We start from the raw sequence: 12,514 nt of genomic DNA on the forward strand, positions 1-12,514 counted from the left end.
CCATCCTTTTCGTGGGGGCTTCTAGTGTCGCACGCGCCGCCCCCATCTGCGCCTGCGCGCGCGGGCGCGATAGGCTTTCTTCCGTGGACGAACAGTATTTCACCGACTCTTCCCCTGCGAGCGCGGAGGAGATCCGCACGATCGAGGTGAGCGCCCGCGGCTTCGACCTGTCGATGCGCGTGTCGTCGCGCGTGTTCTCGGGTTCTAAACTTGATCTGGGTACGCGTCAGCTCCTGGAGATCGCCCCGGACTTGCCTGAGGTCGGGACATTCCTGGACCTGGGCTGCGGGTGGGGTCCGATTGCGACGATCATGTCGCTGGAGTCCCCGAACGCTGCCGTGTGGGCGGTGGACGTGAACTCTCGCGCGGTGGATCTGACGCAGCGCAACGCGCAGTCCAACGGGGCGAACGGCGTGCGAGCCCTCAAGGCCGAGGAGGCGCTGGCCTCCTCGCAGCAGACAGACACGCTTTTCGACGTCATCTGGTCGAACCCGCCCGTGCGCATCGGCAAGGATGCGATGCACGAAATGCTCCTGGCATGGCTGGGCAGGCTCGCCCCCACCGGCGTCGCCTACCTGGTCGTCCAGCGCAACCTGGGAGCGGATTCGCTCATCACGTGGCTGAACGGCCAGGGCCTGCGGGCCTCGAAGTACGCGTCCAAGAAGGGCTTCCGCATCATCGAGGTCCGCCCCACCTGACGCTCTCCTCTTCCTCGACGAGGCCGGGGCCTCGTTACGCTGTCTGCTTATGTTTCCCGGGGCCGGGCTCAGGGCAGGCGGATCTCGGCGACTCGGGTCGCTGGGCCGGTGAGGAACACCGAGGCGTCCGTGATGCGGGGATGCTCCCCCGACCAGTCGATGACGCCGTCGAGGCCAACGATGACCGTTCCGCCCGGAATGTCGACAACCCACTGAGTGGGCGCACCGGGACCGCGGCGCAGTGCCGTTGCGAGGGCCGCCGCGCAGCATCCGGTGCCGCACGCCTGGGTCTCCCCCACGCCTCGTTCCAGCACGCGCATCGCGATGTGTCCGCTCTCCGCACCGGCTTCGGTCAGGTCGACGACCAGCTCGAGGTTGGTCCCCGCCTGGGGCGCCGGATCGTAGGAGGGACGCTGTGCCTGCGGGATCTGGGAGACGTCAACGGTGGGCAGGAACACGCCGCGCAGGGTCTCCTCGTTGGCAAGCTCGACGACCGTGTGCGGGTTGGGCATGTCCACCCAGATACCGCCGAGCACGCCGTCGATGCCCGGGACTCGCACATCGATCGTCTCGCGCGCCGGAGAGGCCGCCGGACCCATGTCGACACGGTAGCTCGCCCCCTGCCCCTCGTCCTCGGATTCGGGGGTCACGCGCTTGATGCCGCCGCGCGTGGCCACGTCCAGCGTCTGCCCAACCGGCAGATCCACGAGGCCCTCGCGGCGCAGGTGATCGACGAAGACGCGCACGCCGTTGCCGCACATCTCCGCCTTCGAGCCGTCCGCGTTGCGGTAGTCCATGAACCACAGGCCGTCACGCTCGACGGCCCGGATGAAGCCATCCGCACCGATCCCGAAGGCCGGCGAGCACAGCGTCGCGACCTCGACCTCGCTGGGGTCGTAGTCGTCGTATTGGTCCGTGGCAACGACGAAGGAATTACCGGCACCGTGGGCCTTGACGACGCGGGCGTGGGCGGGCAGCTGCGTGTTCATCATGGCTCCACCGTAGCCCCCGTCTCCCAGGCGTGCAGCCGCCGATCGTGTTACGAGGGTCCCAGGGCAGCCTCGGCCTCGCGCTGCGTCAGCTCCACGACGTGGCGCACCATGGCCTCGTTCGAGCCGAAGTCCTCCACGTCCAGCCAGTGCACGCGCGGATCCGGTCGCAACCACTTGACCTGGCGGCGCGCGAGCTGGCGGGTAGCCAGCGCGATCGACTCCACGGCCTCGTCCTCACTCATCTGCCCGTCGATGACGGCAAGCGCCTGGGCGTACCCCGTCGCGCGCGACGCGGTCTTCGCCTCGCGCAGGCCCACATCGGTGAGGGCGCGCACCTCCTCGATAAGGCCACCGTCCATCATGGCGCGCGTGCGCACCGCGATGCGCTCGTCGAGCTCCTCCATCGGGCGACGCAGCGCCACCATGAGTGAGGGCGCCACGAACTCGTGGCGGGGCATGGACGCCGAATAGGGTCGCCCGGTCAGCTCGATCACCTCGAGGGCGCGGATGATCCGGCGGGCGTTGTGCGGGTCGATACGCTCAGCTGAGATCGGGTCGAGCTGGGTCAGGCGATCGTGCAGGCCGCGCGAACCCATCGGCCCCTCGGCTTCTTCTTCGAGTCGGGCGCGCACGGCCGGGTCCGTGCCCGGGAACTCGATGACGTCCAGGAGGGCGCGCTGATAGAGGCCGGAGCCTCCCGCGACCACCGCGACGCCCCCGCGCTCGTGAATGCCCGCTACATCGGCGCGCGCGTGCTTCTGGTAGGCGGCCACCGATGCCTCGTCTCGAACGTCGAGCACGTCGATCTGGTGATGGGCGATCCCTCGGCGTTCCTCCACCGGGGTCTTCGCCGTCCCCACGTCCATGCCTCGGTAGAGCTGCAGGGCGTCCGCGGAGACGATCTCGCCCGCGCTTTGGGCCCCCAGCGCCTCCGGAAGCACGCAGGCCAGCTCCAGGGCCAGGTCCGATTTGCCCGAGGCCGTGGGCCCCACAACCGCGCACACGACGTCCGACGCGCGCCTCACCGATGTCTCCATGGCCACCAGTGTACGGGTGCCTCCCACAGATACCACCCAACAACGGCTAGGCTTAATACCATGAGCACAACTGACACTCTCCCGGTCACCCTCGACCGGGTCATCGAAGCGGTCGAGGCCGTGGGGCTTATCCCCTTCGTGTCCAACACCGGCCAGGTCGCGGCCATCCTGCCGAACCGCACCGTCCGCATCGCTGTCCCCGAGGGACACCCCGTCCAGGGAGTCGCGGACTACCCGCGCTTCTTCGACCCCTCGCACGCCGACGCCATCGCCTCCGCGGTGCGCCGCCTCAATGCGTCGACCTACCTGCCGAAGATCACCTCCGGCACGACCGAGATCGGCACCATTGCCCTGCACCTGCAGCACACCTTCAACTGGGTCGTGGGTGCCACGGATGCGCAGGTTCACGCCGAGGTCTCCCAGTTCATCATGGCCGCTGTCGCCATGATGAACCAGCTCGACATCATGTTCCCCGACCAGTGGACCAAGGAGGGCTCCAATGCCTGAGTGGAAGAGCTTCACCTTCGGCGATGACGGCGAGGCCAAGGCGTCACCGCTGCCCACCCCCGCCGCTCCCTCCCCCGCGATGGAAGCCGACGAGTACGCCGCCAAGTGGGGCACCGAGGTGTCCGAGCTGACGATCGAGCGCATCGAAAAGGTGCTCGAGGGCGACGGCCTGCCGCACGGTTCGAATGAGTTCATCGCCGTCACCCAGCTGGAGGACGTGCAGTTCCAGATTCATCGCGAGCCCGCAGACGCCCCCTGGGCGCAGATCGAGACGCGCATTGCTGTACCCGGCGAGGGGCACACGGAGGTCTCCCTGCAGGAAAAGGCGAACCAATGGAACAACGCCCACCTGCAGCCGACCGTCTTTCCGATCGAAGATGGCGATGGCTGGGCCCTGATGGCCGCGTCGCGTTTCTTCGTCGGCGAGGGCCTGTCAGATCGCCAGATCCACGCGATGCTGCGCCGCGGCCTGATCATCGGCCTGTCCGCCGCTCAGGAAGTCCCCGCGCTCTTTGGTGAGGGTGCCGAGGAGTAAGCCTCCAGCTCGACGCAGATGAGTAGTGCCCCGTTCCTCCAGCTGGAGGAACGGGGCACTCTCGGTTGAGTGTGCGCCGACTACATGCGAAGGCGCGGCAGGTACCGCGTGTGCGGAGGGGCCACGGGTCGCATAGGGGGGCTCGAATCGACCCGCACTACCGAGAGTGCTCCCGCATGTCGATCGCCTCGTCGTCGTGACGATCGCCACGACACAAAAGTAACTCAGGAGTCGTGGGTCACACATTTGTTTGATGAAGACATTTTCCCATCTTTTGTCACCATCAAGCGAGCAAACGTGCAGTATTTCTGGTGGGTAGCCAATACGTGAGCCTCCCCAGGTCGTTCACCTGAGGAGGCTCGAAGCGGTTGGGTGCCCGATCAGCTCGGGGCACCCACGCGCAGCGTGGGGATACCCAGCGACACCGTGGTGTCGGGTTCATCCGAGGCCTGGCGCGCCTCCCACGCGTCTCCCGCGCGCGTGCGGCGCACCTCGAACAAGCCGCCCTGCGCACCCGAGTCGGCGATCAGGTGGTGCGGGGCGCCGTAGGTGACCGTCGCGCGGATCATGTCGCCCGGGCGCGGACGATCCGCCTCGGCCATACCCTCGGGCAGGGCGACGTGCACGAGACGGTTGTCGCGGGCGCGTCCCGAAATACGGTGTGTGGCACCATCCTTACGGCCATCACCCTCGGAGACGAGGACCTCGACCTCGGTCCCGGCCAGCGCGGCGTTATCCTCGGCGCAGATACGCTCCTGGAGCTTGATGAGACGCTGGTAACGCTCGAGCGCAACGTCGTCCGGCACCTGATCCTCGCGGTCCGCCGCGGGCGTACCCGGGCGTGGAGAGTAGAGGAACGTGAAGGCGGAGGAGAAACGAGCCTGCTCAACGACGTCGAGAGTCGCCTGGAAATCCTCTTCCGTCTCGCCGGGGAAGCCGACGATGATGTCCGTCGTGATTGCAGCCTCCGGGATGGCGGCGCGCACGCGCTCCAGGATGCCCATGAAACGATCGCGGCGGTAGGAGCGGCGCATCTGACGCAGGATCGCATCGGAACCCGACTGCAGAGGCATGTGCAGGCTCGGCATGACCGTGGGAGTCTCCGCCATCGCCGCAATCACGTCGTCCGTGAAGGCTGCGGGGTGAGGCGAGGTGAATCGCACGCGCTCAATGCCCTCGACGCGGCCGACAGCGCGCAGCAGGTCAGCAAACGCACCGCGCTCGCCGAAACCCACGCCGTAGGAGTTGACGTTCTGTCCCAGCAGGGTCACCTCGATGGCACCCTGGGAGGCGACGGCCTCAACCTCGGCGAGAATATCGCCGGGACGACGGTCGCGTTCCTTGCCGCGCAGGTGCGGGACGATGCAGAACGTGCAGGTGTTGTTGCAGCCCACGGAGATGGACACCCACGCGGCGTACGCGCTCTCACGATGGGTGGGCAGGGTCGACGGGAAGACCTTGAGGGATTCCTCGATCTCGACGGCGGCCGCGCGGTTATGCTCGGCGCGGCGCAGCAGCGCCGGGAGCACGTCGATGTTGTGCGTGCCGAACACGGCATCGACCCACGGGGCCTTCTCGACGATGCCGTCGCGCATCTGCTGGGCGAGGCAGCCGCCGACCGCGATCTGCATGCCCGGGCGCGCTCGCTTGACAGAAGCGAGCTGGCCGAGATTACCGAAAAGACGGGTCGCAGCGTTCTCGCGCACGGAGCAGGTGTTAATCACGATGACGTCGGCACCCATGTCGCCGGCGTCGGTCGCGCGGGCGGCGGCCTCGGGGACCTTCTCAACGGGGACGAGGCCGGCCTGCTCCAGCAGACCCGCCATGCGTTCGGAGTCGTGTTCGTTCATCTGGCAGCCGAGGGTGCGCACCGCGTAGGTGCGAGGCAGCGCGGTGCCGTCCTGCATCATCGTATTCATCGCATTGAAGTTTAGTCGTCAGCCACTGTGGCGGCGAAGTCGAGCACGTCACGCACGAGAGCGAGGGCTGCGCCAATCGCACCCGCACGCACGGCCGCGCGATCACCGCCCAGGTGCAGAAGGCGGTGCTCCTCCCCCGTCGGGTGCGCACAGGCGATGTGGACGGTCCCCGCGTCGAATCCGTCGGCGGGACCAGGACCTGCGACCCCCGTCGTCGACACACCGATATCCGCGCCGAACAGCAAGCGCGCGCCGCGAGCCATCTGGCGAGCGACCTGCTCATCGACCGGACCCGTCGCCGCCAGCTGACTCTCCGAGACACCCAGCACCGAGGCCTTCGTGTCGACCGCGTAGGTGCAGGCACCGCCTCGCACCACGTGAGAGGCGCCGGGCACGTCTACGAGGCGCGCAACGAGACCACCGCCCGTCAGCGACTCCGCCGTCGCGATCGTCAGCCCACGCTCCGTCAGCTCGCCGATCAGCTGAGCGAGCTCCACGTTGCTCATCTCGGTCACAGTCCCCACTGCCAGGTCTCCTCTGCGCTTTCGTCGTCGTCACTCCACGTATCGAGGGCCTCGCGCACCGCCGCGGCCGCGACAGACGGCGAATACCCCTTGCGCGCGAGCATGGAGCTCAGTCTACGGTAGGCGGTCTCACGAGGAACGCCCGCGAGAGAGCGACGCTTGCGAGCCACCAGCTGCGCAGCACGCTCCGCCTCGTCGTCCCGATCAATCTGAGAGAGAGCCCGCTCGATGGTCGCGGAGTCGAGCCCCTTGCGCACGAGGACCTCGCGCAGCGCTCGACCAGACGCACCCGTCCCGGAAAACCGCGAGCGGACGAGCGCATCCGCGTAGGCCTGATCATCGACGAGGCCAACAGCCTCCAGGCGGCCGACAACCTCGGTAGCGAGCTCCGCGCTGAAGCCTCGCCCTTCAATCGCGCTGGTCAACTCGAAGCGAGAACACGCGCGCGCGTCGAGCTTACGCAGGGCGACTTCGCGCGCGGCCTCGATCGCCGCCGTGCCCGTCAGGGCCGCATTGCGTTCGCGAGCGCGCGCAAGCCGCTCGCCCGGGGAGGAACGCCTGCGGCGCTCCTCCCCCAGCTCGGGATTATCTTCGGGATCCAGATAGCGGACCACGACTCAGAAGCCCGCATCCTCATCAGGATCAATGTCGGGCACGTCCTGGGACGCCTGGTCCGGATCCGGGGCCTCGCCAATACCCAGCGAGACGAGGATCTTCTGCTCGATCTCGTTGGCCAGCTCAGGGTTGTCCACGAGGAACTGACGCACGTTCTCCTTGCCCTGGCCCAGCTGGTCGTCCCCGTAGGTGAACCAGGAGCCGGACTTGCGCACGATACCGGCCTCGACACCCATGTCGATGATCGAGCCTTCGCGCGAGATGCCCTTGCCGTAGACGATGTCGAACTCTGCCTGCTTGAACGGCGGGGCCATCTTGTTCTTGACGACCTTGGCGCGCGTGCGGTTACCGACGGGGGCGCCGGCTTCCTTGAGGGTCTCGATGCGGCGCACGTCGATGCGCACCGAGGCGTAGAACTTCAGGGCCTTACCGCCCGTCGTAGTCTCCGGGGAGCCGAAGAAGACGCCAATCTTTTCGCGCAGCTGGTTGATGAAGATCGCGGTGGTGCCGGTGGCGGACAGGGCGCCCGTGATCTTACGCAGGGCCTGGCTCATCAGGCGGGCCTGCAGGCCGACGTGGGAGTCGCCCATCTCGCCTTCGATTTCGGCCTTGGGCACGAGCGCCGCGACGGAGTCGATGACGATGATGTCAATGCCGCCCGAGCGGATCAGCATGTCGGCGATCTCGAGGGCCTGCTCGCCCGTATCGGGCTGAGAGACCAGGAGGGAGTCGGTGTCGACGCCCAGGGCGCGCGCGTAGACGGGGTCAAGAGCGTGCTCGGCGTCAATGAAGGCCGCGTTGCCGCCGGCCTTCTGGGCGTTGGCGACTGCGTGCAGAGCGACCGTGGTCTTACCGGAGGACTCGGGGCCGTAGACCTCGATGACGCGGCCGCGCGGGAGGCCGCCGATGCCGAGGGCGACGTCGAGTGCGAGGGAACCCGTGGGGATCACCTGCACGGGCGGGCGATTATCGTCGCCCAGGCGCATGACGGAGCCCTTACCAAACTGCTTGTCGATCTGTGACAGGGCGACTTCGAGCGCCTTATTGCGGTCGTTGGTCGCGGGCTTTGCGGCGGGTGCTTTACGGGCTGCCATGGTGATCCTTTCGTCTGCGGCCTCTCCGGCCTGCGGGTGTCCTGGCCTGGAATGCCACCCCTCTCCGAGGCGACATGACGAGTATGCGACCGGCCATCGTCATCTGCGTCCCGCGCGCGTCACCCCTGTGGATGACACGCGTCGGAGCGTCGTCGCCCACAAGCTTAAATGGAACACATGTTCGACTGCTGTTCGACACGCCGTCTGCGCGACTTGCAGGTATCGATCACAGGAATCGAAATGACAGAGGTTCAGCGCCCTCGCTCGCGCGGATCGACACGATGAATCCAGCGCGCATCCTCGCGCCCGGTTTCTTCGCACAGGGTTGCCCAGACCTCATCCGGATTCACGCCGATGGACAGGGCGTCGCGCGCGGTGGCCCCCAGAGAGGCGAGGTAGAGATCGGAAACATACGAGCGGCCGAGGGCTGACCCGAAGGTCGCCTCGACCGCCTCGTAAAACTCAGAGTGCTTCACGCGTCAGGAAATCAGCGTGACGGGCATGATGTCGTCGGGCACCGCGTCGGGGATGACCGCGCCGTCGATGATCGCCATGCGCTCGGAGACCTCGCGCAGGACGAACCAGAGCGGAACACGCAGGGCCGAGGTGATGGCCTCAAGCAGTTCCGAGGACGCTTCCTTCTGCCCGCGCTCAACCTCGGACAGGTAGCCGAGGGAGACCTGGGCCTCAGAAGAGACTTCGCGCAGGGTTCGACCCTGGCGCTGGCGGATGCCACGCAGAACATCGCCCAGCTCGCTGCGCAGCAGCGGGGTTTCGCTCAGTGTCTTTTCCATAGTGTTACTGTAGCCGTTCTGTTTTGAGGAGTGCAGTGTTAGTTCGCGCATCGAAACGCTGTGACGCTGCGCGTTCATTCCTCGCCTTGCATTCATACCCGTACAACGCGAGCCCTCTCAGGATTATTCCGCCGCCGAGTCGATGAGCGCATGCATTGCGTCACCCACGCTCAACTCTGGACGTGCTGCCCCGCAAGGCCACGCTTCGGAGACTCAGACGCGGCTTCCTGGGTCGCAGGCACTTCCGGAGCCTGAACCTCGGCCTCACCCGCGGACGAACCGCGCATGAGGCGCACCCCCTCGATGACGTACATGACGCCCGAGTAGAGCGTGAGCGCCAGGGCAACACCTGCAAAAATCTGGCCGAGGCGGATCAGGATAACGACCCACCCCTCGTTCGCTTCATTCAACGCCGTGAAGTGTGCCCACGGGATTAGCAGCATGCCCAGAGCGATCATCTGCATGAAGGTCTTGAGCTTGCCCGCCTGATTCGCGGACACGACGACGCCGCGGCGCAGGAAGAAGGCGCGCATCGCGGTGATACCCAGCTCGCGCACGGCGATAAGGATCGTCAGCCACCAGGGCAGGAAGCCCTGGTAGGACAGCAGGCCGAAGCCGCACAGGGTCAGAGCCTTGTCGGCGATAGGGTCGGCGATGCGCCCAAAGTCCGTGATCTGCCCCCACGAGCGGGCGAGCTCCCCGTCGAAGCGGTCCGTGATCGCGGCGACGGCGAAGACGACAAAGGCCGCCCATAGCGCGGTCCACGACTGACTTTGCAGGCCCAGAACGACGAAGATCGGAACGAGGACCAGGCGCAAAACGGTCAGCGCGTTGGGCAGGTTCACGACGGGAACCTTGCTGTTTCGCTGCACGCGCGACACGTTATCGCTCATGACCGTTTCCTTTCCTCTCAGCGGCCTGTGAGCTGCCAAGCGTCCTCGTTGTCTTCAGGCTCCTCATCGACCCAGTCGGGCGAGGACCCACCAAAGTTATGACCAGAGTACGGGTCAACCCCGCTGCCGCGCGAATCGCCGGCGGATGCCGTGCCCATTTCGTAACCGGAAGCGGGCGATTGCGTGGGAGCGGACGAGGCCGGAGCTTCCCCCGCAACAGCAGCGGGTGCACCGATGGCCGGGCTGGGTGCCCCCTCGGGAGCGGCCGGAGCGGGCGCGGGGGCGGGCTCAGGCTCGGCGATGCCGGCTGACTCTCCGCGCAGCATGGCAAGGACCTCGGGCAGCTGTTCGGGGGTGACGAGCACCTGGCGCGCCTTGGATCCTTCGGAGGGGCCGACGATTTCGCGCGACTCGAGCAGGTCCATGAGGCGACCGGCGCGGGCGAAGCCGACGCGCAGCTTGCGCTGGAGCATCGAGGTGGAGCCGAGCTGGGTGGAGACGACGAGCTCGGCTGCCTGCAGCAGGTCTTCGAGATCGTCTCCGATGTCCTCGGCGACCTTGGCTTCCTTCTTCTCCGGCACGACGTCGTCGCGGTAGTGCGTCTCCATCTGGCTCTTGACGTGGGCGACGATCTGGTGGATCTCGGATTCGGAGACCCAGGCTCCCTGGACACGCATGGGCTTGGAGGCACCCGCGGGCAGGTAGAGGGCGTCGCCCTGGCCGATGAGCTTTTCGGCGCCGGGCTGATCGAGGATCGTACGCGAGTCGGTCAGCGAAGAGGTCGCGAACGCGAGGCGCGAGGGGATGTTGGCCTTAATGAGGCCGGTGACGACGTCGACGGAGGGGCGCTGCGTGGCCAGGACCAGGTGGATGCCGGCGGCGCGCGCCAGCTGCGTGATGCGCTGAATCGACGCCTCGACGTCGCGCGGCGCGACCATCATGAGGTCGGCGAGCTCGTCGACGACCACGAGAAGGTACGGATAGGGGTGCAGCGTGCGCTCCAACCCGGGCTTGGCCTGCACCTGTCCGGCGGCCACCGCCTTGTTGAAGTCGTCGATGTGCTTGAAGCCGTAGTCCGACAGGTCGTCATATCGCGCATCCATCTCCTTGACGACCCATTCGAGGGCCTCGGCGGCCTTCTTGGCGTCGGTGATGATGGGCGAGATGAGGTGCGGGATGCCCTCGTAGATCGTGAGCTCCACGCGCTTGGGGTCGACCAGGATCATGCGCACCTGCTGGGGCGTCGCACGCATCATGATCGACGTGATCATGGAGTTAACGAAGGAGGACTTACCGGAACCGGTCTGGCCGGCCACCAGCATGTGCGGGGTCTTGGCCAGGTTGGTGACGACGTAGCCGCCTTCGACGTCCTTGCCAACGCCGACGACGAGCGGGTGCTGGTTGCGCCGGGCCGCAGCCGAGCGCAGGACGTCGCCGAGGGCCACGTTTTCGCGGTCGGCGTTGGGGATCTCGATGCCGATGGCGCTCTTGCCCGGGATCGGCGCGAGGATACGAACGTCGGCGGAGGCCACGGCGTAGGCGATGTTTTTCGACAGGTTGGTGAGCTTGTCAACCTTGACGCCGGCGCCGAGGACGACCTCGTAGCGGGTGACTGTCGGGCCTCGGGAGAAACCGGTGACGCGCGCGTCGACATTGAAGTCGGCGAAGACCTGTCCCAGGGCCGCGACAACCTGGTCGTTGACGGCGGATCGGGTCATGTGGGGCGGTCCGGAGACCAGGAGGTCCTCCGAGGGCAGCGTGTAGCTGATCGAGTCGTCGAGGTTGGGCTGGAAGGCCCCCTCGGGTTCGTCGGTGATCGGCGGGGGCGCCGACTCATCCTCGGGCTCCGGTTCGGGCTCGGGCACGTGCGCGGGCACCTGGACGGGCGCGGGGGCCACGGCGGGACGCATCTGGGTGAGCATCTCGGTGGGGGCGTCCGGCGTGGACTGACGAGGCCGGGGCGCGGGAGTCGGGGCGGGCGCGGGAGCCGCGATGGGGCCGGATTCCAGCAGGCGGGTCTCCCCCACCGACTCGGTGTCGGTGGCCTTGCGGAAGGACTCGTCTCCGTCGTATTCGTCGAGGAACGCGTCGTCTCCGGCCGCGAGGTCTTTGCGCGCCTTGCGGCGCGCTTCCTTGGCGGGATCGCCGCCGACCTGATCGGCTGCCTCGGCGTCGCCCGCTGGGCGCTCACCGCTGAGGTGGGCGGCGAGGTCGCGCAGCCGCGCGGGGACATCGGCGACAGCCGTCCGCGTGGCGAGCAGGATCGAGTAGGCCAGGAGCAGGATCATCAGGGCTCCCGCACCCCAGCCGGACAGGAGAAGGGCCAGGGGGCGCGCGACGAACCAGCCGAGCAGGCCACCAGCCGCCTCAATGCCGGGATCGGCACCCATCGCGGGGTTGCCGCGGGAGATGTGCACGAGGCCCGTCAGCGCCGCGGTGATGCCGATACCGCCGGCCACGTGGTGCGGCAGAGCCGAGCGCCCGGAGCGTGCCGAGACAAGCTCGACGGCGAGGGCAATCAGGACGAGGGGCAGGACAACCGAGAAGATACCGAACAGGCCTGCCGACGCGTGGTGAATGGCATCCCCGGCCTCGCCGGAAATCTGGAACCACTCGCGCAGCGCGATGACGATGGCTGCGGCGACCGCAACGAAGGCGGCGGCGTCACGCTTGACCTGTGAATCAGTCGCCTTCCACATGCGGACGGCGCCAACGGCCGCACGACCGACCGCCGAGAAAAAGCGCGCCAGGAAACCCGGCTGCGTCGGCTCGGGCTGGGGCGTGTGAGCGGAGCGAGAGGCGCCTCCCTTCGCGCGCGGGCGCGCGGGAGCCTTGCCTGACGAGGAGCGTGGAGACGATTGTGCCATGATCGTTCCACCATATCGCCCACGGTGCCCCCGCTCCGC

Annotated in this window: 13 protein-coding genes; 3 read left to right on the plus strand and 10 right to left on the minus strand. The window is 67.3% G+C overall.

Features of this window, described 5'->3' with window-relative positions:
* The first annotated feature begins 83 nt into the window (after positions 1-83).
* Positions 84-698, plus strand: coding sequence for a class I SAM-dependent methyltransferase (locus tag HMPREF1137_RS01015; RefSeq protein WP_007587752.1), 615 nt, complete (start codon positions 84-86; stop codon positions 696-698).
* A gap of 68 nt (positions 699-766) precedes the next feature.
* Here the strand turns inward: HMPREF1137_RS01015 and dapF are convergent, their stop codons facing one another.
* Positions 767-1,690, minus strand: coding sequence for a diaminopimelate epimerase (dapF, locus tag HMPREF1137_RS01020; RefSeq protein WP_034496136.1), 924 nt, complete (start codon positions 1,688-1,690; stop codon positions 767-769).
* Positions 1,691-1,737: 47 nt separating this feature from the next.
* Positions 1,738-2,727 (minus strand): tRNA (adenosine(37)-N6)-dimethylallyltransferase MiaA, encoded by a 990-nt coding sequence (gene miaA / locus HMPREF1137_RS01025; RefSeq protein WP_034496138.1) that lies wholly within the window; start codon positions 2,725-2,727, stop codon positions 1,738-1,740.
* Between the two features lie 60 nt (positions 2,728-2,787).
* Here miaA and HMPREF1137_RS01030 point away from each other — a divergent pair, with 60 nt between their 5' ends.
* Complete coding sequence (locus HMPREF1137_RS01030; protein ID WP_007587819.1) at positions 2,788-3,234, plus strand: hypothetical protein; 447 nt, start codon at positions 2,788-2,790, stop codon at positions 3,232-3,234.
* Positions 3,227-3,769: a YbjN domain-containing protein gene (locus HMPREF1137_RS01035; RefSeq protein WP_007587824.1), complete on the plus strand. Its 543-nt coding sequence runs from the start codon at positions 3,227-3,229 to the stop codon at positions 3,767-3,769. The genes HMPREF1137_RS01030 and HMPREF1137_RS01035 overlap by 8 nt, the downstream gene beginning before the upstream one ends.
* A 380-nt stretch (positions 3,770-4,149) precedes the next feature.
* Here HMPREF1137_RS01035 and miaB read toward each other — a convergent pair whose 3' ends face one another.
* From miaB to HMPREF1137_RS01075, 8 genes are all read right to left on the minus strand, one after another.
* Positions 4,150-5,688, minus strand: a complete 1,539-nt coding sequence (gene miaB, locus HMPREF1137_RS01040; RefSeq protein ID WP_034496140.1) for a tRNA (N6-isopentenyl adenosine(37)-C2)-methylthiotransferase MiaB — start codon at positions 5,686-5,688, stop codon at positions 4,150-4,152.
* An 11-nt stretch (positions 5,689-5,699) separates the two neighbouring features.
* On the minus strand, positions 5,700-6,194 hold the full coding sequence (locus HMPREF1137_RS01045) for a CinA family protein (protein WP_034496155.1): 495 nt from the start codon (positions 6,192-6,194) through the stop codon (positions 5,700-5,702).
* 5 nt (positions 6,195-6,199) lie between these two features.
* Positions 6,200-6,826, minus strand: a complete 627-nt coding sequence (locus HMPREF1137_RS01050) for a regulatory protein RecX (protein WP_007587760.1) — start codon at positions 6,824-6,826, stop codon at positions 6,200-6,202.
* A 3-nt stretch (positions 6,827-6,829) separates the two neighbouring features.
* Entirely contained in the window at positions 6,830-7,921 is a 1,092-nt protein-coding gene (gene recA / locus HMPREF1137_RS01055) for a recombinase RecA (protein WP_003796169.1), read from the minus strand.
* 251 nt (positions 7,922-8,172) lie between these two features.
* Entirely contained in the window at positions 8,173-8,397 is a 225-nt protein-coding gene (locus HMPREF1137_RS01060) for a DUF3046 domain-containing protein (protein ID WP_007587862.1), read from the minus strand.
* Between the two features lie 3 nt (positions 8,398-8,400).
* Positions 8,401-8,715 carry a helix-turn-helix domain-containing protein gene (locus HMPREF1137_RS01065; protein ID WP_034496157.1) on the minus strand — a complete coding sequence of 105 codons (315 nt, stop codon included), beginning with the start codon at positions 8,713-8,715 and terminating at the stop codon, positions 8,401-8,403.
* 170 nt (positions 8,716-8,885) lie between these two features.
* Positions 8,886-9,608, minus strand: a complete 723-nt coding sequence (pgsA, locus tag HMPREF1137_RS01070; protein WP_007587784.1) for a CDP-diacylglycerol--glycerol-3-phosphate 3-phosphatidyltransferase — start codon at positions 9,606-9,608, stop codon at positions 8,886-8,888.
* Positions 9,609-9,625: 17 nt separating this feature from the next.
* Complete coding sequence (locus HMPREF1137_RS01075) at positions 9,626-12,475, minus strand: FtsK/SpoIIIE family DNA translocase (RefSeq protein ID WP_007587872.1); 2,850 nt, start codon at positions 12,473-12,475, stop codon at positions 9,626-9,628.
* Positions 12,476-12,514 lie beyond the last annotated feature (39 nt).

The organism is Actinomyces sp. ICM39 (assembly GCF_000282935.1).
GTDB classification, from domain to species: domain Bacteria; phylum Actinomycetota; class Actinomycetes; order Actinomycetales; family Actinomycetaceae; genus Pauljensenia; species Pauljensenia odontolytica_B.

Excerpts from the sequence above, each read along its gene's own strand:
- dapF (WP_034496136.1), bottom strand. The coding sequence starts at position 1,690 with ATGATGAACACGCAGCTGCCCGCCCACGCCCGCGTCGTCAAGGCCCAC.
- miaA (WP_034496138.1), bottom strand. The coding sequence starts at position 2,727 with ATGGAGACATCGGTGAGGCGCGCGTCGGACGTCGTGTGCGCGGTTGTG.
- HMPREF1137_RS01030 (WP_007587819.1), top strand. The coding sequence starts at position 2,788 with ATGAGCACAACTGACACTCTCCCGGTCACCCTCGACCGGGTCATCGAA.
- HMPREF1137_RS01035 (WP_007587824.1), top strand. The coding sequence starts at position 3,227 with ATGCCTGAGTGGAAGAGCTTCACCTTCGGCGATGACGGCGAGGCCAAG.
- miaB (WP_034496140.1), bottom strand. The coding sequence starts at position 5,688 with ATGAATACGATGATGCAGGACGGCACCGCGCTGCCTCGCACCTACGCG.
- HMPREF1137_RS01045 (WP_034496155.1), bottom strand. The coding sequence starts at position 6,194 with ATGAGCAACGTGGAGCTCGCTCAGCTGATCGGCGAGCTGACGGAGCGT.
- recA (WP_003796169.1), bottom strand. The coding sequence starts at position 7,921 with ATGGCAGCCCGTAAAGCACCCGCCGCAAAGCCCGCGACCAACGACCGC.
- HMPREF1137_RS01065 (WP_034496157.1), bottom strand. The coding sequence starts at position 8,715 with ATGGAAAAGACACTGAGCGAAACCCCGCTGCTGCGCAGCGAGCTGGGC.
- pgsA (WP_007587784.1), bottom strand. The coding sequence starts at position 9,608 with ATGAGCGATAACGTGTCGCGCGTGCAGCGAAACAGCAAGGTTCCCGTC.
- HMPREF1137_RS01075 (WP_007587872.1), bottom strand. The coding sequence starts at position 12,475 with ATGGCACAATCGTCTCCACGCTCCTCGTCAGGCAAGGCTCCCGCGCGC.